The organism is Bacillus sp. AFS041924 (assembly GCF_002577195.1).
Taxonomy (GTDB): domain Bacteria; phylum Bacillota; class Bacilli; order Bacillales; family Bacillaceae_G; genus Gottfriedia.
Genome location: NZ_NULG01000010.1, coordinates 38,488 through 60,714, shown reverse-complemented (window position 1 = coordinate 60,714; position 22,227 = coordinate 38,488). Strand labels below are relative to the sequence as shown.

The 22,227-nt window shown below is 33.0% G+C and carries 20 protein-coding genes; 5 read left to right on the top strand and 15 right to left on the bottom strand.

The window, feature by feature from the left end:
- Positions 1–54: 54 nt before the first annotated feature.
- Complete coding sequence (locus COC46_RS03855; protein WP_098808435.1) at positions 55–2,163, bottom strand: heterodisulfide reductase-related iron-sulfur binding cluster; 2,109 nt, start codon at positions 2,161–2,163, stop codon at positions 55–57.
- Between the two features lie 212 nt (positions 2,164–2,375).
- On the opposite strand from COC46_RS03855, the gene cls reads away from it, so the two are divergent.
- The 3 genes from cls (at position 2,376) to COC46_RS03840 (ending at position 5,076) form a co-directional block, all read left to right on the top strand.
- A complete protein-coding gene (gene cls / locus COC46_RS03850; RefSeq protein ID WP_098808434.1) occupies positions 2,376–3,569 on the top strand; it encodes a cardiolipin synthase in 1,194 nt (397 codons plus the stop codon).
- A 41-nt stretch (positions 3,570–3,610) separates the two neighbouring features.
- A complete protein-coding gene (uvsE, locus tag COC46_RS03845) occupies positions 3,611–4,567 on the top strand; it encodes a UV DNA damage repair endonuclease UvsE (RefSeq protein ID WP_098808433.1) in 957 nt (318 codons plus the stop codon).
- Between the two features lie 140 nt (positions 4,568–4,707).
- Positions 4,708–5,076: a YybH family protein gene (locus COC46_RS03840; protein ID WP_098808432.1), complete on the top strand. Its 369-nt coding sequence runs from the start codon at positions 4,708–4,710 to the stop codon at positions 5,074–5,076.
- A 192-nt stretch (positions 5,077–5,268) separates the two neighbouring features.
- Here COC46_RS03840 and COC46_RS03835 read toward each other — a convergent pair whose 3' ends face one another.
- From COC46_RS03835 to speE, 10 genes are all read right to left on the bottom strand, one after another.
- Complete coding sequence (locus COC46_RS03835) at positions 5,269–6,321, bottom strand: anti-sigma factor domain-containing protein (RefSeq protein WP_098808431.1); 1,053 nt, start codon at positions 6,319–6,321, stop codon at positions 5,269–5,271.
- A gap of 2 nt (positions 6,322–6,323) precedes the next feature.
- On the bottom strand, positions 6,324–7,052 hold the full coding sequence (gene sigI, locus COC46_RS03830) for an RNA polymerase sigma-I factor (RefSeq protein ID WP_255294802.1): 729 nt from the start codon (positions 7,050–7,052) through the stop codon (positions 6,324–6,326).
- A 181-nt stretch (positions 7,053–7,233) separates the two neighbouring features.
- A complete protein-coding gene (locus tag COC46_RS03825) occupies positions 7,234–8,334 on the bottom strand; it encodes a DUF5667 domain-containing protein (RefSeq protein WP_098808430.1) in 1,101 nt (366 codons plus the stop codon).
- A gap of 268 nt (positions 8,335–8,602) precedes the next feature.
- Entirely contained in the window at positions 8,603–10,273 is a 1,671-nt protein-coding gene (gene argS / locus COC46_RS03820; RefSeq protein WP_098808429.1) for an arginine--tRNA ligase, read from the bottom strand.
- Positions 10,270–10,707 carry a YwiB family protein gene (locus COC46_RS03815; RefSeq protein ID WP_176545048.1) on the bottom strand — a complete coding sequence of 146 codons (438 nt, stop codon included), beginning with the start codon at positions 10,705–10,707 and terminating at the stop codon, positions 10,270–10,272. Before COC46_RS03815 ends, argS begins: the two co-directional genes overlap by 4 nt.
- A 635-nt stretch (positions 10,708–11,342) precedes the next feature.
- Positions 11,343–12,569, bottom strand: a complete 1,227-nt coding sequence (locus tag COC46_RS03805; protein ID WP_098808426.1) for an MFS transporter — start codon at positions 12,567–12,569, stop codon at positions 11,343–11,345.
- 24 nt (positions 12,570–12,593) lie between these two features.
- On the bottom strand, positions 12,594–13,016 hold the full coding sequence (locus COC46_RS03800) for a MerR family transcriptional regulator (RefSeq protein ID WP_098808425.1): 423 nt from the start codon (positions 13,014–13,016) through the stop codon (positions 12,594–12,596).
- Between the two features lie 270 nt (positions 13,017–13,286).
- The gene (locus COC46_RS03795) at positions 13,287–14,402 is read right to left on the bottom strand and encodes a PepSY-associated TM helix domain-containing protein (protein WP_176545047.1); all 1,116 of its coding nucleotides are present in this window, start codon (positions 14,400–14,402) and stop codon (positions 13,287–13,289) included.
- 180 nt (positions 14,403–14,582) lie between these two features.
- Positions 14,583–15,455, bottom strand: coding sequence for an agmatinase (gene speB / locus COC46_RS03790; RefSeq protein WP_069033703.1), 873 nt, complete (start codon positions 15,453–15,455; stop codon positions 14,583–14,585).
- Between the two features lie 12 nt (positions 15,456–15,467).
- Complete coding sequence (gene speE / locus COC46_RS03785) at positions 15,468–16,295, bottom strand: spermidine synthase (RefSeq protein ID WP_098808423.1); 828 nt, start codon at positions 16,293–16,295, stop codon at positions 15,468–15,470.
- A 354-nt stretch (positions 16,296–16,649) separates the two neighbouring features.
- Between speE and COC46_RS03780 the strand changes: the two genes are divergently transcribed.
- Positions 16,650–18,668: a transglycosylase domain-containing protein gene (locus tag COC46_RS03780; RefSeq protein ID WP_098808422.1), complete on the top strand. Its 2,019-nt coding sequence runs from the start codon at positions 16,650–16,652 to the stop codon at positions 18,666–18,668.
- Between the two features lie 155 nt (positions 18,669–18,823).
- Here COC46_RS03780 and COC46_RS03775 read toward each other — a convergent pair whose 3' ends face one another.
- Positions 18,824–19,336, bottom strand: coding sequence for a YwhD family protein (locus COC46_RS03775; protein ID WP_098808421.1), 513 nt, complete (start codon positions 19,334–19,336; stop codon positions 18,824–18,826).
- Between the two features lie 21 nt (positions 19,337–19,357).
- The gene (locus tag COC46_RS03770) at positions 19,358–20,026 is read right to left on the bottom strand and encodes a site-2 protease family protein (protein WP_098808420.1); all 669 of its coding nucleotides are present in this window, start codon (positions 20,024–20,026) and stop codon (positions 19,358–19,360) included.
- 161 nt (positions 20,027–20,187) lie between these two features.
- Here COC46_RS03770 and COC46_RS03765 point away from each other — a divergent pair, with 161 nt between their 5' ends.
- Positions 20,188–20,373 carry a 2-hydroxymuconate tautomerase gene (locus tag COC46_RS03765; RefSeq protein WP_088012578.1) on the top strand — a complete coding sequence of 62 codons (186 nt, stop codon included), beginning with the start codon at positions 20,188–20,190 and terminating at the stop codon, positions 20,371–20,373.
- 51 nt (positions 20,374–20,424) lie between these two features.
- On the opposite strand, the gene COC46_RS03760 is transcribed toward COC46_RS03765, so the two are convergent.
- Both COC46_RS03760 and COC46_RS03755 read right to left on the bottom strand, forming a co-directional pair.
- Positions 20,425–21,738 carry an HD domain-containing protein gene (locus COC46_RS03760; RefSeq protein ID WP_098808419.1) on the bottom strand — a complete coding sequence of 438 codons (1,314 nt, stop codon included), beginning with the start codon at positions 21,736–21,738 and terminating at the stop codon, positions 20,425–20,427.
- Between the two features lie 203 nt (positions 21,739–21,941).
- Positions 21,942–22,169, bottom strand: coding sequence for a YuzB family protein (locus COC46_RS03755; protein WP_098808418.1), 228 nt, complete (start codon positions 22,167–22,169; stop codon positions 21,942–21,944).
- Positions 22,170–22,227: the final 58 nt, after the last annotated feature.

The window sequence follows — 22,227 nt, the reverse complement described above, 5'->3', positions numbered from 1 at the left end:
CAAACTGCACACCTTTCATTGTTAGTTTATGAAACTTGAAAAGTTATAGAACTTTTATGAAGCTTGGTTTTGTTTATCGCCAAAAATTGATAACTCTAAAAGCTCAGCTACGTCTAGTGTTTTTACACTTTCTTCAACTTCTTTTGCTTTTGTTCCATCTGATAACATTGTTAAGCAATATGGACATCCTGTTCCAATTACATTCGGACTAACTGCAAGTGCTTGTTCAGTACGTGTAACATTAATACGGTTACCAACATGCTCTTCCATCCACATTAATCCTCCACCCGCTCCACAGCACATACCTGTTTCACGTTTACGCTCCATTTCAACTAGCTTAACGCCAGGAATTGCACGAAGAATGTCTCTAGGAGCTTCATAAACTTCATTGTATCTACCTAAATAGCATGAATCATGATAAGTAATAACTTCATCAATTTCATGAACTGGCTTTAACTTACCTTCTTTAACCCATTGAGATAATAGTTCTGTATGATGATAAACTTCAATTGATAATCCAAAATCAGGATATTCATTTTTAAATGTGTTATAAGCATGTGGATCAATTGTTACTAATTTGCTTACTTCTGCTTTTTCGATTTCTGCGATATTATTACTTGCTAATTCCTGGAATAAGAATTCTTGACCTAAACGTCTTGGTGTATCACCAGAGTTTTTCTCCTTATTACCTAAAATTGCAAATTTAATTCCAGCTTCATTCATAAGTTTAGCAAATGCTAGAGCGATTTTTTGGCTACGGTTATCATATGCTCCCATTGAACCAACCCAGAATAAGTATTCAATTTCTTCTCCGGCCTTTTTAGCTTCTTTTACAGTTGGGATATGAATACTTTCATCAAGTTCTCTCCAGTTTTCTCGATCCTTACGATTCAGTCCCCATGGATTTCCTTGGCGCTCGATATTCGTCATTGCACGTTGAGCATCTGGTTGCATTTTACCTTCCGTTAAGACTAAATAGCGACGTAAATCAATAACCTTTTCAACATGTTCATTCATTACTGGACATTGATCTTCACAGTTACGACAAGTTGTACATGCCCAAATCTCTTCTTCAGTGATGACATCGCCAATTAAACTTGGACTATATTCTAATGTTGCAGCTGTTTCTTGATTTCCTTGAGATGCAATCGCTAATTGATTACCTTTAGTTTTAGAAAATGCAACAGTCGGAACCCAAGGTGCACGAGATGTTACAACAGCTCCAGTTTCAGTTAAATGATCGCGAAGTTTTAAAATCAAATCCATCGGTGATAGCATTTTTCCAGTTGCAGTTGCAGGACATACATTTGTACAACGACCACATTCCACACATGCATATAAGTCAATTAATTGTGACTGACGGAAGTCACTGATTTTTCCAACCCCGAAAGTCTCCTGTGTTTCATCTTCAAAATCTATTTTTTCTAATTTACCTGCTTTCGATAAACGATTAAAATACACATTTGCTGGTCCAGCAAGTAAGTGAGCGTGCTTTGATTGAGGCACATAAACTAAGAAAGTTAAAAGTGAAATTAAATGAATCCACCATGCAACATAAAAGAAAGAAATTGCTAAAGGTTTACTAATTCCACCAAAAATTGTTGCAATTAAAGAAGCAATTGGTTCGTGGAAGCTTGTTCCTTCTCCACTCCAAATGATCCCCATACCATTTCCAAACAGAGTTGAAAGCATTAATAAACCAATAAAAATTAGAACTAGACCGCTTTTCCAGCCTCTTTTTAATCGAACTAATTTTTCAATATATCGTCTATGGAAAGCCCAAACAACCGCTACTAATATTAATAACGCTACAATTTCTTCAAAAAATGTAAATGCACCGTATAACGGCCCAAGTGGTAAATGCACCCCAGGAACTAGACCTCTTAAAATAAAATCTAAAGCTCCAGCTTGAACTAAAATAAACCCATAAAAGAATAGTAAATGAATAAATCCACTTTTCTTATCCTTCAATAACTTTTTTTGTCCAAAAACATTTACCCAAATTTTTTGAAAGCGTTCTTTGAAATTTCTCTCAAATTCTTCCTTTTTACCTAGTTTAATGTAGGCAAGTCTTGTTTTAATTAGGTAAATGAATAAATAAATTGCATAAACTGTAATTGCCACAAACCCTAGTGCGTTCAAATACAAAAGTGCATGATCCATGATGTATTCCTCCCCCAATTTTCCCGGTTACAAATAAAACGCTTACTTTTTAAAAATTTATAACCATAATAATATTCAGAAAATATATACTTTAATTATATTATGAATGACTATTCAGTCAAATACTTTTTCATATTAAATTTGCCCTTTTTGATATTCTTCAAAATAAATGGTCATACTATCTACACGTAAAAGGTAAAGGAGTTTATTATATGATTCTTTGTATTTGCTTATTTGCCCTCCTCTTTCTTATACTCCTTGCTAGCTTAGATCTTTATTTTGGTTATAAAGCTTTTCATAAATATGATAAAACTTGTCCATTTAAAAAAAGATATAGTGAAACAATGCTAATTACTGATGGTAACGTATTATACAAACATCTTCTAGACGATATAAAAGAAGCAAATAGTAGTATTTCTATGCTTTTTTATATTGTTCGAAATGATGAGACTTCTGAAAAATTTTTATCATTACTCGAAAAAAAGGCTTGTGAAGGATTACAAGTACGTTTGCTAGTTGATTGGATTGGAAGTTTTACGCTTAAACGTAAAAGAATTAAAAAACTAAAAGAAAATGGAGTAGAAGTACTTTTTAATCGACGAACGGGATTTCCATATACCTTCTATCGGTTTCAACATCGAAACCATCGTAAGATTACAGTAATAGATCAAAAAACCGGCTATTTTGGCGGATTTAATATCGGCAAAGAATATATAGGATTTGATGAAGAATTAGGGTATTGGAGAGACTACCATATTCGAATGACAGGTGAAGGAGTAAAGGACTTACACGCTCAATTTTTAATAGACTGGGTTAGAAGTGGAGGAAAATCATTTACTTTAATCGATGATAATAAATTAGCAAAAGGAAAAATCGAGCACCACTTCTATTCATCGGACTTTGTACGCATCGAGAATCTTTATAAAGAATTAATTGATAAGTCAAAAAAACATATTTATATTGGTACGCCTTACTTTATTCCAACAAAAAAACTTATGAATGCATTACTTGCGGCACTTAATCGAGGTGTCCATATTTGTGTAATGATTCCTGAAAAAGAAGACCATAGGCTAGTTAAAGAAGCGAGTTTTCCACACCTCCTATTAATCCTAGAATGTGGCGGAGAAGTTTTCCATTATCAGAAAGGATTCTTTCATGCCAAAGTACTATTAATCGATGATTGCTGCTGTGATGTGGGATCCGTCAACTTTGACCGTAGGAGCCTTTGCATAAACGATGAATGGAGTTGTATTTTCTCGAGTGAGTCATTCATATTGAAAATCAAAGAAATATTTATGAAAGACCTAGAGCGTTCGAAGTCTTACCCTATCCAGCATTATAAAAAAACAACATTTTTATGGAAGTGCCGTAAGCTTTTATCTAAGCTTCTTTCTCCATTAATGTAATGTTTTTTTCAGTACAAAATAATAATTGAGGTGAACACAATATGATAATTCGATTTGGATATGTATCACATGTATTATCCTTATATAATTGTTCACCTGCAAAAACTCTTACATTAACACGTTATAAAGCGCTTGAAAAAGATGAACGTTTAGAGAAACTAATTTACGTTACATCCCAAAATATTAAAAACACGTTTAGAGCACTACACTATAATGTAGGACAACAAATTCCCTTATATAGAATGTCCTCTTCAATGGTTCCTTTGGCGACTCATCCGGATGTAGAATTCGATTATATTAATATTTTTTACAAACAATTCAAAGAAATAGGTGATTTTATAAAAAAGCATGAAATAAGAGTTAGCTTTCACCCTAACCAATTCACGCTTTTTACAAGTGATAAACCGCATATTACTAATAATGCTGTGATTGACATGGAATACCATTTTAAAGTTCTTGAAGCAATGGGCGTTTCAGACCAAAGTGTCATTAATATACACATAGGAGGAGCGTACGGTAACAAAGAGCTTGCTATCGGACGATTTTATGAGAATATAAAAAAACTCCCTTCTCATATAAAAAAACAAATGACACTTGAAAACGACGATAAAACTTATAATACTGCTGAAACACTAATGGTTTGTCAAAACGAAGGTATTCCACTCGTATTTGACTATCATCATCATATGGCAAATTTATGCGAAGAACCGTTGGATGAATTATTACCACTCATTTACTCAACTTGGGATCATACAAAATTGAAACCTAAAATACATATCTCCTCTCCAAAATCTGATAAAGAATTTAGAGCTCACTCAGATTTAATTGACCTTGATTTTATTAAACCTTTTTTTGACATTGCTCGAACAATTGGAAGTGATATCGATATAATGATTGAGTCGAAAAAAAAGGATATAGCCCTATTGCAATTAATGGAAGACCTGTCAAAATGGAGAGGCTATAAGCGAATATGTGGCGGAATAATTGAAGTGAAATAGAAACCACCAGGGAATCGTTCTTCCCTTGTGGTTTCTTTTATTTTAGGAGCTTCGACATCTTTTATCTGTTAAATGATATGATGATTTATAGATCATCATCTAAAGTCTAACTGCGACTCTATTATAAAGGTGGCGTGTAAATGAACTATCAGGATGCTTTACAACAGTACATAATAGCAACAAATACACATGATTTTGACGAAGTAAAGAAATACATACATAAAGATGCTACTTATTGGTTTTCTGACAAATCGTGTACAAATTTACTAGATATCCGACAATACTTTGAAAACGCTTGGAACCTGATTCAAGATGAAGTCTATAGAGCTACGAATGTAAAATGGTTAACGGTTGATGAGAGTTCTGCTTCGTGTACTTATCAATATCTTTATGAAGGCTATATGAACGGGAAAATTGTAAAAGGTCATGGTAGGGCTACAAATGTGTTTATTAAGGATGTAGTTGGTGAATGGAAGGTTATTCATGAGCATTTAAGTGGCCATGCTTAAGGTTTCTTTCTGTCTTCAATAAGAGTAGTCTGAGTTCCAAATAAGTGTGAGAGAACTGCAATTAAATGCGTTAAAACTAATCTAAAAAGTTCTTGCATTTATAAAAACACTTTGCTTAAATCCTTATGCTAAAGCGGTATTAAAAAAAGGCTCCATTTTGTCAGTTAGCCTGACTTATGGATAGCCTTTTCTTTATTGATTTCTATGCCAGTCTTTATTGTACGATTTTTCATCATATTTATTACGGTCATCGCACTTATAGCATTTTTCATTTCTTCCATGAAAGTTATTTTTTCTACTTGAATTACGTTCGCTATAATTTTCATGTTTTTTTTTCTCATAATACTTCTCATAGTTTTTGTATTGATTTTTTTGATCGTACTTCTTTATTTCTTGGTTGTTGTCACTATGATTCCATTGTCGCTTTTTATTACCCCAACGTTCTTCTTGGTGTCTATTATTTTTATTTTCTTTTGAATAACCATGATTATTGGCCTTGTTTTTATCTTTAATAGGCGACTTTACAGATGATTTATTTTTGAAATTGTTCTCTTTTTTTGTGACTTTATTTGAATGAGAATTAAAGTTACTATCTTTTTTAATTTGTTTCTGATCTTGAGTTTTTATTTGATTTTGAGGTTGAGTTTTAGCTTTTGGTTTATCTAATTCATTAGATTTTGGGATATTAATATGATTATTACTTTCTTGAATATCCTTCAATTCACTATTTAACTCAATTTGCTTATTTTTAAATTTTTGTTTCATCTTACCTGTTAATTTGATTGTTTCATCTGGTTGAATTACTTTAGATTTCTCCATCTCATTAACTAAGTCATTCATGACGGTCTGTAAAGGCTCCTGCTTCCAGTTATCCATCTTATCAACCACTTTTTTGCCCTGTTCATTGTGACCTTCTAATGAGATAACGTTTAACTGTTTGTCTAAAACTAATGACACCTTTGCCTCTGAGTCAATTGAGACCTTTCCTGCTGCTAATGCTTTTTTATCGTTCCAATTTTCGAATAAAAATGACATAAGAATTAGTGCACTGGCAATTACGACAGGTACTAATTTTGGGATATTTATTTTCACTCTATTATTTAAAATAATTGCATGGTTAGGGAACTGAATTTCTTCACCAATTGAATATGATGACAATAATTTTTTACATTTTAAGTACTCACCATTTGCAGTTAGTACAACTACATATGTACGATGAACCTTTAATACAATTCCATTATTCATCTTCAGTCCCCCCTTTTTAAATAGTTTTTTAAATAGATATAATCATTAACATCTATGATGCACATAGCAATTATATATTTCCTATGTTTTTCAAGTGTTTTACGACTTATATCAACTTTAGATTCTAGTCTATTCATCGGTAATTTTTTCTTTTTATATAGAAAAGCCGTCATTTCTTCATCAGATGTAATACAATCCACAACTGAAATAATATGCTTCCTAGTATCCTCGTGTTTTGGTGAAACCTCTACTAAATTTTCTAATGATATTCCAAATTGATTAAGCATTTCACTAAAATGAAGTATTTCTTCTTTACGATTAACTTCATCAAAGTTTTTAATATAGGAACTATACACGTGGTCATCATATTGTTTATGCAAATCTTCCGACTCAGATTTTTCTGATGTCATTGATTGATACTTAGATTCCCTACGAAAGTAATCGATTAATTCCCTTTTTATGATCAACTTGGCGAACGATAGAAATGAGGCACCTTTTTTATATGTATATAGTTTAATAGCTTCATGAAATGCACTTAGGCCAATACTATATTCATCTTCTTGATTTGTAATATATCTACCACAAATAGTAGAAACAGTTTTGTTTATAAAAGGATCATATTGAACGATAAAATCATCTAGTTCTTTTGATGAAGATTGTTGTATTGTTAATACAATATCTTCAATTTTTTCTTTTCTTTTATAAAGCGTCTGAAAAATTGTAAGTAACAAGACCCCATCTCCTTTCAAAAGAGGATTGCTTAGTTTTTAAAACAGAATGCGCCTCCACCCATTATATAATCAAATGGACGAAGTGGCACCGTTTTATTAAACCCACTAAACTTAAGCATATCGCATCCTAAGAAATGTTTCATGTTAATTCAATTGAAAGGTGAATGGTAATAATTACTTATTAATGTTTATGATGACCATTTCCGTTGTTTTCACCTTGGTCATTAGAGTCATCACTTTTCTTCCATTCATGCTTCTCATTTCCCTTGTGATTTCCACGATTTTCATTTTTACCATGATGTCTATGAACTGTACCATTTTCGTGTTTTTTCACTTCATGTTTTACAGCTTTTTCGTCTTTCTTAACTTTAACTACTTTTTCTTCCTTTGATTTATGTTTATCCTTATGATGAACTTCCTTATGTTTTACTTTTGCAGGTTTAGTAGAAACCTCAGTAGCATCATCTTCATTTACATTTTTTAAATCTGTATCTTTTACATCTTCAATTTTAGTTATCATTGTAATAACTTCTGGTGTATCTGATTTTTCTGTAGTTGTATCAGGGTATTGAACTGTAATAATTGGTTTTACAACAGTTGAATTTTTTTCTGAATGCTTTAATACTTTCTCTAATCTTTCAGAAATTTTGTTAAAGCTCTTTTCAATATTTTTTGCAATTGCAGCTTTCGCTTTAGGATTTTTCACTTTATCTAAAACGTCTGCTAAAACAAGTAAATTATTATTTAAATGGTGCTGAATTTTAGCAATTTCTTTTTGCTCTTTAGTTAATTTTTGTTTTTCAACATGTTCTTTTTCGTCTTTTTCTGTTTCAACTTTTTCTACTTCTGTTGAATCTTCAGCTGGTTTCGTATTCACAGTACCTTCTGTTGTTGCGTTCTCTGGAGTCGTTGGCTCAGTAATCGTTGGAAGTTGCCCTTGAGCATTTTCCATCTGTCCTAAAGCTTCTTTTATTGTTTCTTTTGCTAGGTCTTCTTTACCTTCTTTAATTAATTCTCTTGCTTCATGAATACGCTCTTGCGCAAATTCTGCTAAAAGTTCTGCTTCTTTTACTTTGTCAGTTGTTAATAACAGTTGAATCTTTTCTACAGTTGTTTTTACAAAATAGAAGAAATCGCCTTTAAGTAATGCAGGTGCCTCTTCTTTGTGGTTTAAATCAGTTTTTGAAGCAGATTCATTTTCAGCAGCAAATACTGAACCTGAAAATCCTAGTTGTGATAATAATAATGCTGTGGCAGTTGTATGTACTAAAAGTTTTTTCATGTGTTTTTATCCCCTTTGTAAAAATTTCTTTATGTAGTCTCACTATAACTATTCGTAGAGAATTTCATTTTTTAGGGGGTCGTTATAAAAAAAATTTAAAAAATAAATAAAAAAATGGTGAAATTTGTGATTTTTCCGTATCTACCGACAAAATTATATAAATTAATACCCAAAAATCTTACAAAATAATACTCTTTGAAAATAAAGATTAACTAAAAAAAGTACCATACCTTAAACATAAGGCATGGTACTTTTACCAATTTACTATTTACATTTTTTCAGGTGCAGAAACTCCAACTAAAGCTAATGCATTTTGTAATGTAACTTGAACAGATTTCATTAAAGCTAGTCTAGCTTTTGATTTTTCAACATTTTCAGCATCTAATACTTTTTCTGCATTATAGAAGCTGTGGAAAGTTCCAGCTAGTTCAAACACATAGTTTGTAATATGATGTGGTGTACGTTTTGAAGCTGCTAATGAAACTGCCGCTGGGAATTCTCCTAATTTCTTTAATAATTCATATTCCTTTTCAGAAGAAACAAGGCTGTAATCCGCTTCACCATTGTAAACTATACCCATTTCTTTTCCTTGACGAAGAATACTGCATACGCGAGCATGTGCGTATTGTGAATAATACACAGGGTTTTCATTTGATTTTGAAACAGCTAGGTCCATATCGAAGTCCAAATGTGAATCGCAACCACGCATAGCAAAGAAGTAACGTGTCGCGTCAATTCCTACTTCTTCCATTAGATCACGTAACGTTACAGCTTTTCCTGTGCGTTTACTCATTTTTACTTTTTGACCATCTTGATATAGCTGAACCATTTGAATAATCTCTACTTCAAGTGTATCAGCGTTATAACCTAATGCTTGAATTGCCGCTTTCATTCGAGGAATGTAACCGTGGTGGTCAGCTCCAAGAATATCGATTAATTTATCTGCTCCACGACTTAGCTTGTCTCGGTGGTAAGCGATGTCCGGCGTTAAATAAGTATAAGATCCATCACTCTTTATTAATACACGGTTTTTGTCATCTCCATATGTTGTAGAACGGAACCAAGTTGCTCCTTCTTCTTCATATGTTTCACCACGTTGTTTTAAATCAGCAAGAGCTTCTAGCACTTTACCATTTTCATATAATGAAGTTTCTGAATACCATACATCAAAGTCTACTCTGAAATTACGTAGATCTCTTTGTAGCTTTTCCATTTCTAGTTTTAAACCGTACTCACGGAAGAATTTGTAACGAGCTTCTTCTGGTTCATTCATATAACGGTCACCGAATTCACCAGCTAAAGTTTTCCCAATCTCAATAATGTCCGCACCATGATAGCCATCTGCAGGCATTTCTTTATCCAATCCAAGAGCTTGCATATAACGAGCTTCTACTGATAATGCTAAATTATTAATTTGGTTTCCAGCATCATTAATATAATATTCACGTGTTACTTCATAACCAGCTTTACTTAAAACATTACATAATGAGTCCCCAAATGCTGCACCACGAGCATGGCCTAAGTGTAAATCACCAGTCGGATTCGCTGAAACAAACTCAACTAAAATCTTTTCACCGTTACCAAAGTTTGTTTGGCCATATTCTTTTCCTGATTCAATAATTGACGGGATTAAATCAGTAAGGTAACTATTATCCATATAAAAATTGATGAAACCAGGTCCAGCAATTTCTACTTTTTGAATACTAGCTTTGCTTTGATCAAAAGAATTAATTAACTCTTCTGCGATCATTCTAGGCGCCTTTTTTGCAACACGCGCCAATTGCATTGCCATATTCGTAGAAAAATCTCCGTGCGCTTTATCTTTTGGGGTTTCTAATACTACTTGTGGTAGTTGTTCCTCCGTTGCTAATCCTGCTTTTAATACAGCAGCTTCGATTTCATTTTTCAAACGACTTTTTACTTGTTCTAATGTATTCATATCGTTGCCTCCTTAATTGATACTGTGATGTTATACGAACCAGCATTTTCATCCCCTACGAATAACTTATACCCTAATTGAAGCACGCCTTTTAAAGGTCCTTCTGATACTAGAAATTGTAGTTTTTTTGTATATGCTTTTGTTTGAAATACACCTAATTCATTTGAGAAAGTACCTTCAGTTGTTTCATTAACACGGTATTGATGACGCATCATCACTCCGCCATTACGAATAATTGTAACTTCCCCTTTTCCTATCTTCATAGTCGCCTTTATTTTTCGATCTTCGTGATTTTCATCAAATAATAGATATGAAACATCATCTTTTTTATAATATAGGCCATTTGCTTGAAAACTGATTTTATCACGCCCGTGTGGATCTTTAATCAAAGTCTCAAAATCAATTGAAACAGGTATACCTTGTTTTCCTTTCACTTTTACACGTCCTTTTCTCCCGATGAACGTAACGAATCACATCCAAAAATCATCTTTTCCCATTTTAGCATAATCTAATAAAAAAAATAAAATAGGTAATAAAAAAATTGTGAAAAATATTCATTAAAACGAACAAAAAAATACGGTCGTCTCAAAAGTTGGTGCATTTTCTTGTTTTAATTCTACTCTTGAAATTGTGATAATATTTGTTTTCAATTGAAAATGGTTTGTGAGACAATAAAGAACATATAGTATATAGAAGGAGAATTTATGAAAATAATCGCACAACTATCATCAAGCAAACTATTTTTCATCGGACTAGGCATTGGAATTATTTCGTTATCGAGTATTTTTCTCATTTATTTGTACGCCTTTTTCGTGCCGCTCGTTGTGGGACTCATTTTATGGTTCATTTTCAAACGAAAAGCAATCATGTTCGGCAGTTTTACAGCTGTAATAATCGGACTACTCGCACTCATCGGCTTCATCTTTTATCTTGCCTTTTTTGGTCATTTCGGACCATGACAAGCAGCTCGTAAAGGGCTGTTTTTTGTTTGTTAAAAACAAAAAAACCGCTAGAAATTTTAATTTCCAGCGGACATTCACTAAATTTCTGAATCTACCTCATAATATAATTAATGCGCAGATTCTGCTTTATCAATATGAATTAAATGCTTTTTATTAATTAATAAGAATAGTACCGATATTAATACAAAACATCCACCTACATAGAAAGGCACATGTGGATTATACCATTCAGCAAGTTTACCTGCTAAAAATGGTGCAATTGCTCCACCAAGGAAACGTAAAAAGCTATATGCCGCAGATGCCGTTGAACGTTCAACTGGAGCTGCCTGCATTACTGCTGTCGTAATTAATGTATTGTTATTACCTAAAAATGCACCAGCAATAATTACACAGACGATAATAACGCTATTTGTATCTGTTCCAATCCCCATAATAATAAGTGTTATAGCAAAAAGTGTTAACATTGCATACATCGATTTAAGCGTACCGAATTTTTTTTGTAGCTTTGGTGCCATAAATACGGATGTGATTGCTAATAAAAGTCCCCAACCTAAGAATACAAACCCTAAACCATGTTCCTTTAAGCCCATAAAGAATGGTGAGAATGCTAATAAAGTAAAAAACCCAAAGTTATATAAAAATGCTGTAATCCCTAGTGTTAATAATGATCTATGTTTAAGAGCGCGGAATGGATCAAGGAATGATGTTTTTTTCGTACTTTGTGTTATTGGTGTTTTTGGCATCATAACGCTTAAAGATAAAAATGCAATGACCATTAAACAAGCTACGCCAAAAAATGGACCTCTCCATGAAATTGAACCTAATTCCCCACCTAAAAGAGGACCAACCGAAATGCCTAGACCTATCGCAGTTTCGTATAAAATGATTGATTGTGCAACACCTGATCTTGATAATGAAACAATTGCAGATAATGCTGTCGCAACGAATAGAGCGTTACCTAGGCCCCAACCGCCACGTAACCAAACCAATTCCCATATACTGCTTGAATTTCCGCCAAGACCTGCGAAAACTGCAATAATTAGAATACCTAAAAGAAGTGTCCATTTAATTCCGATACGTGAAGATAGATAACCTGTTACTAACATAGCAATTGCCATTACTAAATTATAGCTAGTAAAAAGCAGCGTTACGTCACTTTTGGAAGCATGCATCTTCTTGGCGATTGCTGGTAAGATTGGGTCAACTAATCCTATTCCCATGAATGCGATAATACATGCAAAACCAACAGCCCAAATGGCCTTTGGTTGATTCAGAAGACCCGACTTTTGACTTATATCAGTCCTTTGATTTTTACTATTAGCCAAGTTTGACATAGTCCTTCCATCTCCCATATTTTTTTATTGTTCTAATGCTTTTCGCACTCTCTGGTACATCTCATTCATTTCATTTCTTATGTCGTTCATTTTTTTAAGCTTTTCATCAATCATATTTAATTGTTGAGAAAGTATTTCTTCCGCTCCTAGAAGCTTTTCCTTTCTCTCATCATCGTTCATCTTTTCCTTGTTTTCTCTATATTGGATTCGGAATTCTTCAAACGCTTCACTAATTGCCATATATTCCTGGACCTCTTGCAATGAAAAACCAAGAACATCACGTACATTCATTATTTTCTTTAGTCGTTCAATATGCTGATCTGAATAAAGCCGAAATCCACCTTCGCTTCTTTCAGGTGGAGGAATTAATCCAATTTCCTCGTAATATCGAATAGAACGTTTCGTTAAATTACACTCTTTTGCTACTTCATCTATTTTATAAAGCAAATTATTTCCTCCCTTCGAAAAATATTTAATTGATCGCGTTATTTACATCACTTATCTATCTTACTCCTAATGTATCGTTAACGTCAACGTTAACTTTATTTTTATTTCTATTTTTATCTTTCTTCAAAAGCATTGTTTTACTATCAAAAAGCTATAAAATTTCTTATCATAGATTATTTAATACCCATACAAAAAAAACCGAAAGATAAATTCTCTTTTAGAGCACTTATCTTTCGGGTTCCGCTTTCTTCTGTATTATATTTCGTTCATTTATGCTACTTTCTGTAATTTCCTCATTTTTTTAGCTTTGTTTCTACGTTTTAAAGCCCACATTGTAATACCAGTTATTCCTAATCCAAGTGGAGCAATCCCAACTAAGGCATAAATCGTTCTTACGAAGACACCACCATAAGTACCTCTATGTAAACTATGTCTCCAAACCAAAAATTTATCATAAGCCGTTTCATTATTTTTCGAAAAAGATCCTAAATGCTTGCCAGAAAATTGATCGAAGAATTCACTTGTATTCCCTTTACCTTTAGGATCGTAAGTACCATCACTTAATTGGGCTTCTATAACACCCTCTTTATCAGATGGAAGTCTTAATTTGTATAACTCACCTTCAGGATGTAGCTTTTTAATTTCAGCGGTTATAGAATCTAATCCAATTTGATGTTTACCATTATCAACTGATTTAAGCTCTTCAGGATAATTCGATGTAAACTTCAATTTCAAAGATTCTTCAATCTTTTCTTGGAATGGAAATAGCATTCCTGTAATTGCTACAACGAGTAAAAATGGTAAAGTAATTACCCCAATGAAATTATGTAATGATAAATTTCGTGCCATTTGGCTTTTATTCCATTTTATTTTTAAGCTTTTAAACATTCGTTTAATACCTGGATACCATAAATAAATACCTGTAATAAGAATAATAATAAATGCAATTGCTACGATTCCTATAATTGTTTCACCAATATCATCTAACAATAAATGAGTATGTAAATCTTTCATAAAAGATACGAATGACGCTTCTCTATCAAAATTACCTAATAACTTACCATTGCTAGGATCTATATAAGCATCAATTTCATTATGTCCTTTTGACATATTTGCATGGTATACATCTGATAACTTTGAAGGAACATCCAGCCTAGTGATTTCAAATCCTTTGTAATGATCTTGAAAAACCTTTTCTGCTTCGTTAATTCCAACATTTCTTTCACTACTTGCAGGCTTAAAATACTGCGGATTTAACACATGTTCAATTTGATCCTCAAACACTAAAACACTACCCGTTGCACAAACAGCAATAATAAATAGACCAAAAACTAAACTGCACACGAGATGTAGTGTCAAAATAAACTTCCTTACCCCTTTTTTCATTTTCATCTTCTCCCCGAAAATATGATAATAATAATCGTTCTCAATTATAAAGGTAATGATTATCATTATCAATAATATTTTTATATTATTAGTATAATTTTTATTCAAATTTAAAATTTCATATAAAAAAAAGACGAATTTTCGCTCTTTTGAACGAAAAATCGCCTTTCACAATTCGTATTATTTTACCCAACCTAATAGGATTTCACGAATAAATTTACTTGCTGCAACTTGAGTTTGCTCTGCATGATCATATACTGGTGCTACTTCTACTAAGTCTGCCCCAACAACGTTAATATCACTGTTAGCAATTGCTAATATACTATCAAGCATTTCTTTTGAAGTAATACCACCTGCTTCAAGAGTACCTGTTCCTGGAGCATGCGCTGGGTCTAGTACATCGATATCAATCGTAACATATACTGGACGACCAGCAAGTGTTGGAAGTACTTTCTTTAACGGCTCAAGCACTTCGAATTTAAATAAATTCATTCCAACTTCTTTAGCCCATTCAAATTCTTCCTTCATACCAGAACGAATACCAAAAGAATAAACATTTTTTGGACCAATTAAATCACAAACTTTTTTAATTGGTGTTGAGTGAGATAATGGCTCACCCTCATATGAATCACGTAAATCCGTATGAGCATCAAAATGAATAATAGCTAAGTCTGGGTATTTCTTATACATAGCTTTCATTACAGGCCAAGATACAAGATGCTCTCCACCCATACCTAAAGGGAATTTCCCTTCAGCTAATAGGCCGTCAATATAGTCTTCAATCATATCAAGACTTCTTTGTGCGTTACCAAATGGTAATGGAATATCTCCTGCATCAAAGTATTTAACTTCTTCAAGTTCTTTATCTTGATATGGACTATATTCCTCTAATCCAATTGAAACCTCACGAATACGTGCTGGACCGAAACGAGAACCAGGACGGAAACTTACAGTCCAATCCATAGGCATACCATAAATAACTGCTTTACTTTCTTCAAAGCTTGGATGACTCTTTATAAATACATTTCCTGAATAAGCTTCATCAAAACGCATAGTTAAGCCCCCTTATTTAGTAAGATCAGCTACAAATTTTGGTAATACGAACGCTGCTTTATGTAGCTCTTTTGTATAATATTTTGTCTCAATATCGAAGAAACGATTCTCTTCTACTTCAAGTGGATCATGTTTTTTCGAACCAATTGTAAATGTCCACATACCACTTGGATATGTTGGAATGTTTGCAATGTATAAACGAGTGATTGGGAAGATTTCTCTTACATCACGTTGAACTTGTGTAATTAATTCTGGTGTAAACCAAGGGTTGTCCGTTTGAGCCACGAAAATACCATCTTCTTTTAATGCTTTTGAGATTCCAGCATAGAATCCTTTTGTAAATAAGTTAACAGCAGGACCAACTGGCTCAGTAGAATCTACCATAATGACATCATATTCATTTTCGCTGTTTGCAATATGCATAAACCCGTCATCTACTTTTACTTCTACACGTGGGTCTTCTAATTTTCCTGCAATTTCAGGTAAGTATATTTTAGAGTATTCAATTACTTTTCCATCGATTTCAACTAGAGTTGCTTTCTTCACGCTTGGGTGTTTTAGTACTTCGCGAATTACACCGCCGTCACCGCCACCTACAACTAATACGTTTTCCGGATTTGGGTGTGTGAATAAAGGTACATGTGCAACCATTTCGTGGTACACAAACTCATCTTTTTGAGTTGTCATAACCATACCATCTAAAATAAGCATATTACCGAACTCTTCAGTCTCTACCATGTCAAGCTTTTGAAACTCAGTTTGCTCTGTATGTAAAGTTTTATTAATTTTAGCAGTAATTCCAAAGTTTTTTGTTTGTTTTTCAGTAAACCATAATTCCATTTAATGCATCTACCCTTCTTTATCAAGATTTAGTTTGAAACATGTTTTGTCCAGTTCCAGCGACTAGCCCCACAGAGGTCATTAGCAAACCGCCAATGGAAGGGGCTTTAGCAAGGCGCCTCCACTTTTCGAATATGTTTCGTATTATCCCCACTCTTCCTAATTCCTATCGGATTTGTGTTGTTACGACATTTTTTGCCGTACAAAAGAAAAGTATAGAGTAATTTTCCTGAAATGCAAGATTTTTAAGGCTAAATTATTTGATATTTTTTACTACAGTAATTTGTATAAAAATTCTCTTAAACTACCATACTATTATTAAAATAGAGAAACTGGTCGAGGGGAGGATTCTTTTTGTATCATATCAACTACTCTTTTCATTGGCGCACCCTTCAAAAGGTAGGCATTTTACTTACTATTATTTCAATTTCAGGCACTTTATTTTTATCTTGCATCTATATTGTAGCAATCTCATCTACAAAACCTTCATTATTTGTTCAGTCAAATTCAAGCTATTATGATCATCATAAAAAATTAATTAGTAAAACTAAGCTACTTCAAAATCGAAAAACACTTCAAATTGCAGATGTACCGCCAATTGCGATTAATAGTGTTTTGGTTTCTGAGGATCGTAATTTCTTTCATCATCACGGTTTCGACTTAAAAAGGCTTGGTTCAGCGATTTTAATTAATTTAACGAAGGGACATTATGCTCAAGGTGCAAGTACAATCACTCAACAACTCGCAAAAAATTTATATCTTTCACAAGAAAAAACGCTCAGTCGTAAAATAAAAGAAGCTTATTTAACAATGAAGCTAGAATCCTCTTATAGTAAAAAGAAACTATTAGAGGCCTATTTAAATACTATTTATTTTGGACATGGTATTTACGGTCTCGAAACCGCAGCGAATACCTTCTTAGGAAAAGAGACAAACCAGCTTACAATTGGAGAAGCTACATTTTTATTAAGTATTCCAGCTAATCCCACTATATATGATCCTTACGTCCATTTCTCATCAGTAAAGAAAAGACAGCAGCGTATTTTAACTGCGCTTGAACGAAATAAATTAATCAATTCAAAAAGCGTAAAAAATGCAATTAACGAGTCAATTAAGTTAAAGCCGATTACACATGCTTCAAATTCTTCATTTTCGTCCTATTTTCAACAAAGTGTTCAAAAAGAGATTACAGCTTCCATTGGACAGTCCATCAATAATAATGGTAGCCAGATTTATACAACATTTAATCCAAAAATACAAAAGCAAATTGATCAAGCATTTAATAAATATATTTCACCAATACCAAAATTGCAGGCTAGTATAATTGTATTAGATAGCCAATCTGGAGAAGTACTAGGTATGATTGGTGGACGTGAGAAAGGTCAGTTTTTATTTAATCGTGCAATTGCCTCAAAAAGACAGGTCGGAAGTACAATAAAGCCCATTTTGTATTACAGTGCACTTGAAAATGGATATACTCCATCGACAAGGCTTCAAAGCAAACCTACTGTATTTCATTTTGAAAACGGAGATTCATATAGTCCCCAAAATAGTGGGAATCTATATGCACACGATTCGATTACTTTAGCAAAAGCAATTGCTGTTTCAGATAATATATACGCAGTAAAAACTCAACAGGCAATTGGTACCGACGAATTTATAAAAGCCCAGAAGTTATTCCATTTACCAACGCCAAATGATCATCTCCCATCAATGGCACTCGGTACACAAGAGGCTTCATTGCTCGATATGACAAGAGCTTATGCCTTAATTGCAAATAATGGGAAAGAAGTTTTTCCTCATTTTGTAAGAGAGATTAAAACACAATCTGGAAAAACGCTCTATCATGAAAAGTTTGATCAAAAACAGCGATTAGAAAAAGATCAAACTGTGATTCTTAAACAACTAATGAATGGAATGTTTAATACGAACTTTACTAGTTACTTACCTGTAACAGGTACTAGTATTATCCCTGAACTTTCTAAGGATTATTTTGGAAAAACTGGTACTACGAAAACGGACAGCTGGATGATTGGATTCCATTCAAGTCTTGTTGTTGGGGTGTGGGTTGGATATGATCACTCAAAAGATTTATCTGCTGAAGAAAGCACACTAGCAAAAAAAGTTTGGGCATCAGTTATTACAAATCTATCAGATAAAAAACTAGATTCAAAACTACCTAATGACCTAGTTAAAATCGCAATAGATGAAAAGACCGGCCTTTTATATAAAGAAGGATGCGGTGAAAAAGTTTCACTATATTTTGTCAAAGGTACACAGCCGACAAAACCTTGTATAAATAAAAAAATAACGAAAAAACATAAAAAAGAAAATAAGGATAATAAACCTTGGTATTCACAATATTTACCATAAAAACAAAAGACCTCACCAAATTGGTAAGGTCTCTTGTTTGTCCTAGTCCTAGCTTTGTCCAAGCTAATATTAGTTTACTTTATTTGGTCAAAAATGTAAAAAGATTATTCGACGATTTCTTCAATTTTTTTATATAATTTTCCATAAAAAATGTATTATCCTAAAAGTTCGGTTTTTAATTGATCAGATGAATTATTCCACATCTCTTCATTGTGCAATTTTAGAAAATTAGCTAACAATTTACGAGATTTTTCATCCATATGATCAACCATTAGTTTTCGTTTCATTGCTTTATCCATTTTATTTACATGGTCAGGAAGAAGTTTATATCCCCTTCTAGCTTCTCGATCAACTGTCATGTAGCAACCAGTTACTCCAGCGTAATAAGGACCACTTTCAGTTCTCTCAGTTGCTACCCACACTAACCAATACGGTTTTCCATTAGGAACTTCATCCTCATTTGTTAAGAATTTAATCCCTTTTTCCACTGAACTTCTCGCGTGCATTGCACCGATGTCTACAAAAACATCATTCTCTTGAATATCAATAAAGACTGGTGAAATATTTTCTAAACTAATTGCTCCAACACCAAATCCGCCATGTCCGCTCGTTGAATCATTTTTTAATATATTAAATCCCATTGACTTCTTTTTTGGTTGTTCAGACATTGTGTACCTCCTAATAGTAAATTACATAATTAATGGTGTAACAATTGAATTAATCCAGTGAAAAACTGAAGGTATAGCAACCTGGAAAATCGGTTGTATTGTATAGTTATCTAATGGAGTTAATACTAATATTAAGAATACAAATGCACCATATTGCTCATATTGTGACATTTTTGCACGAATATCATTTGGCGCTAAATCTTCTAGAATTCGATATCCATCTAATGGTGGAAGAGGAATTAAGTTAAACACAAATAATACAATATTCATTTGAATGAAGATACTAAAGAAAGAATCTAGAGTAATTGATAAAGCTTGTGAGAAAGAATGGAAGAAACCATACTTTATTAATAGTAAGTAAACAATTAAACCAAGTGTTGCTAGTATTAAGTTACTAATCGGACCCGCTGCGGTTGTTAGGATCCCTGCTAATCTAGGATTTTTAAAGTTATGGCGATTTACTGGAACAGGTCTTGCCCAACCAAACCCTAAAATAATGATAGCAATTGTTCCGAAAATATCTAAATGTTTAAATGGCGAAAGAGTTAATCGGCCTTGTCTCTTAGCTGTGTCATCTCCAAATTTATAAGCTACATATGCGTGTGCAAATTCGTGAACTGATAACGAAATTGCGACAACTAGTAATATTAATGGTATATCTTTTAGTGGATATTGAAAAAATGCTCCCATTATTTGCTCCTCTCGAGAAATAGCTGTTTTGTGTAACTAAACGTTATATTATAAACAGTTTAAATTATTCTTTATGATTTCTTCAATGTTAATTGATTTAATCGTTATTATTCTGACTTCCTGAGTTATAATAAAAATGATAAATCTAAGGAGGTCATATTATGCCATACGTTACTGTAAAAATGCTAGAAGGTCGCACTGATGAACAAAAGAAAGCTTTAGTCGAAAAAGTTACTTCAGCTGTAAGTGAAACAACAGGTGCTCCAACTGAAAAGATTGTTGTTTTCATTGAAGAAATGACAAAAAATCATTACGCAGTTGCAGGAAAACGCCTTAGTGACGAATAGAATTTCATACATACATTAACAGTAAACGGGAGTAACTTTCGTTTACTGTTTTTATCTTCTTTTAGCCCCAGCAATTTCTTCAATCATTTCGATTACTTTCTTTTTCTTATCATCTGGATTTTTATAGATTAAATCATAAGGAAAATATAGCTTAGAATCGAATAGCTCCTTACCAGTTATTCCATCCACTAGCTCTGATTTACGAGAGATCTCTTTTAAATCACCGTTCGTTTGTAATAGTAAAATCGGTTTCTTCCCATCTTCCTCACCGTATCTAAAATAATCATAGGCTTCGTCTGAAATTGTATCAATCACTAAATAGTACTCCGAATCAATATCTATTTCTAAGAAAAGCTTTTTTAATTCGGCAAACTTTTCAGTATGGTTTTGAGTATCAAAATCTACATATTGAAATAAATTTCGATTTAAGAAACGTTGACACAAATCACTTAAAATTTGATCGGATTCCTCCTGCCATACTTGGAAATAATACAAAAGGACTGATTCGTCTAACTTGATATATTCTTCTAAGTCAATCTTTCCTTCAAATAAATGACCAAAATGCACTGGTACATAATTAAAATGATAACCTGTTTCATGCAAATACTTAGCTCTTTGTAATATTTTTTGTAATATTGCTTCAGCACTTCTAGACACAGGATGAAAATAGACTTGCCAATACATTTGGAATCGACTAATTAAATAATGCTCAACAGCATGCATACCAGATTGTTTAATAACGACACCATCTGGTCGGGGACGCATAATTCTCAAAATACGTTCCATATCAAAATTACCGTAACTTACACCAGTGTAGTATGCATCTCTTAGAAGATAATCCATTCGATCAGCATCAATTTGACTCGAAATCATACTCGTAACTAACTTATTTTTAGATGTTTTCCCAATGACTTCCGAAACTTTCATAGGAAAGTCATCCCCTACTCTTTTTAAAATTTCATTAATTTCTGTTGAACCCTCTATAATTTCTCTCGTTAATTCTTCATGATCTAAATTAAAGATTTTCTCAAAAGTATGTGAAAAAGGACCATGACCAACATCATGTAAAAGTCCAGCACAAAGAGCTAATAAACGATCATCGTCATTCCATTCAGGACGACCGGAAAAAACATCATCTACCATTCGCCTTATAATTTCATAAACGCCAAGCGAATGGGTAAATCGACTATGCTCAGCTCCATGAAAAGTAAGATATGTAGTACCTAGCTGTTTAATTCTACGTAGTCTCTGAAATTCCTTAGTCCCAATTAAATCCCAAATCACTTGATCTCTCACATGAATATAACGATGTACTGGATCTTTAAATACTTTTTCCTCATAAAGCTTTTGGAAACGATATGACATATGTTGGCCCCCTTTCAATATGTACACTATTTCTTTATATGCTAATGTTTTTGCTTTCTGAACAGGACGCTTATCTATTTCACTTTTTTTAAATCTCACTTATTCCTCAGATCTAAAAACTTAAATTTGTATAACATGGTGTCTAGTTACGAAAGCACTTCAATCTATTATATCAAAAAAACGCTCCTGAAGATGAAGGAGCGTTAATTCTTACCTAGTTTTGACTTTACTTTTAAAATTAAATCATCTTCGCTTGGTGCTGATAGTGGACGATTATTTACGAAACAGAATGATTTTTTTCGTCCTGGTCCACAGTAAGATTGACAACCAATTTTAATCTCTGCTTCTTCATCTATTCTTTTTAAGCGAGGGACTAATGTTTTAATATTTGTCGCCTGGCAGTCATCACATATTCTAAACTCGTTTGACATTTTTTTACAATCCTTTCTGTTCTAAAATGAACATACTCAGCAGTAATTTTACTCGTTC